The organism is Microcoleus sp. BM001215392 (genome assembly GCF_036700185.1).
GTDB lineage: Bacteria > Cyanobacteriota > Cyanobacteriia > Cyanobacteriales > Microcoleaceae > Microcoleus.
Map to the genome: position 1 here is coordinate 1 of NZ_JAUBOJ010000665.1, position 1,803 is coordinate 1,803.

General features: G+C 47.1%; 2 protein-coding genes and 1 tRNA gene. 2 read left to right on the forward strand and 1 reads right to left on the reverse strand.

The window, feature by feature from the left end; all coding sequences use genetic code 11:
* Nucleotides 1–1,125 (forward strand): helix-hairpin-helix domain-containing protein (locus QT974_RS33950; RefSeq protein WP_333472751.1); only part of this gene is annotated, 1,125 nt, incomplete at its 5' end.
* Nucleotides 1,126–1,267: 142 nt separating this feature from the next.
* Nucleotides 1,268–1,338, forward strand: a tRNA-Gly gene (locus QT974_RS33955).
* Between the two features lie 235 nt (nucleotides 1,339–1,573).
* Here the strand turns inward: QT974_RS33955 and QT974_RS33960 are convergent.
* Nucleotides 1,574–1,803: flagellar alpha dynein (locus QT974_RS33960; protein WP_333472752.1), on the reverse strand; the 230-nt coding region annotated here is incomplete at its 5' end.

Genomic DNA, 1,803 nt, shown 5'->3' on the forward strand with positions numbered 1-1,803 from the left:
CCCCCTTACCAAGGGGGGGAACGAGGGGGGGTAGAGGCCGGGGCGATTTTGCAGCGAGTTTTGGAAGAACATTATCAAAATGTCGAATCCGTAGAAATTCCCAGCGAGATTTCTGTACAGTACGACTTACCAGAAGGCGAAATATTAGCAGATTGGTTGAGCAACCGCAAGGGGCGAAAAGTGACTATTTTGACTCCGCAGCGCCAAACTAAGGCGGAGTTAATTGAGATGGTGGAACGCAATGCTGAGTATGAATTGGCAAGAATGCAAAAATTGGGCGATCGCAATTCTCAAGCAATGGAAGATTTAGCCGAAATTCTCGATTTACCAGAACTGCCGCACCGCATTGAAGGTTACGATATTTCTCACATCCAAGGTTCGGACGCGGTAGCTTCCCGCGTCGTATTTATCGATGGTTTACCTGCAAATCAACACTACCGACACTACAAAATTAAAAATCCTGAAATAAAATCCGGTCATTCTGACGACTTTGCTAGTTTAGCAGAAGTTCTCGGCAGAAGATTTCGAGGAGTAAAGGAAGAAGGAAGTTCGGCAACGGATTTTGTAACGGATTTAACGGATACTTCGACTTCGCTCAGTACAAACGTCAGGAATAAGGAAGAAGAATTTAGCGATTTAAGAGAACAGACAGAAATGGGAAGTTTCTCTACGGTTTCCCCTTCTATTGTTGACAAACCTGACTTAATCATGATCGATGGTGGGAAGGGTCAATTGTCAGCAGTTGTGGCTGTTTTGCGGGAGATGAATTTGCTAGATGAATTGCGGGTTGTGAGTTTGGCGAAGCAGCGAGAAGAGATATTTTTGCCGGGGGAATCTTTGCCGCTGCCAACTAATTCTGAGCAACCCGGCGTACAATTACTCCGGCGGGTGCGGGATGAGGCGCACAGGTTTGCTGTGAGTTTTCACCGGGATCAAAGAAGTCAGAGAATGAAGCGATCGCGCTTAGATGAGATTCCGGGGTTGGGACACCACCGACAAAAACTATTGTTAGCGCATTTTCGGTCGATCGACTATCTGCGTCTAGCGACTCCCGAACAGTTGGCTGAAGTTTCTGGGATTGGCCCGCGTCTGGCGCAGCAAATCTACGATTATTTCCATCCGTAAAGCATTTAGTAGCGTGGGAGAGGGGATTTTTGGGGCGGGCTACAAGTCCCTATTCAACCACTTTCAGGGAGAACGTGAAAAATTTTGCACAGACCTATTGCAATTCTCAGAAGCTTGTGGTATGTTTAGATTCTGTGTGTGTGCGGGCATAGTTTAGTGGTAAAACTTTAGCCTTCCAAGCTAACTATGCGGGTTCGATTCCCGCTGCCCGCTTATGTCTATAAGAACCTCAAACTAACGAGAAATCAACGGTTTGAGGTTTTTTATTGCTGATTTTCTGGCTTGTCGAGGGGTCAAATTGAGTATCAACTGAGTATCAAGTGACTACCGTTTGACGAAAAAACGACCAAATTGAGTATCAACTGAGTATCAACTGAGTATCAAGTTTTGGTAGCAGTCATGCCTTAGTCGCAAAAGACTTCAGTTCCATCAGCAAGTCAAGGTTCCCTCACAACGGCCTGCCAGCTTGACCAAGTAACTCTAGAATCACCTCCATATCCGCCAAGTCCGCCCTCGACTTTTTGCGCCGCGCTTTTAATTGGTTGAGCAGGTCGGCCGACTCTGGAAATTCTGCGACTGCCGGAGCCGAGTTTTTGCTTTCAGGGCGATCGCGCCGCGCTTCCTTGAGTTCTTGTTCCAACATCTGCACCTTCAGTACCAAGTCGCCGTTGCGTTCGT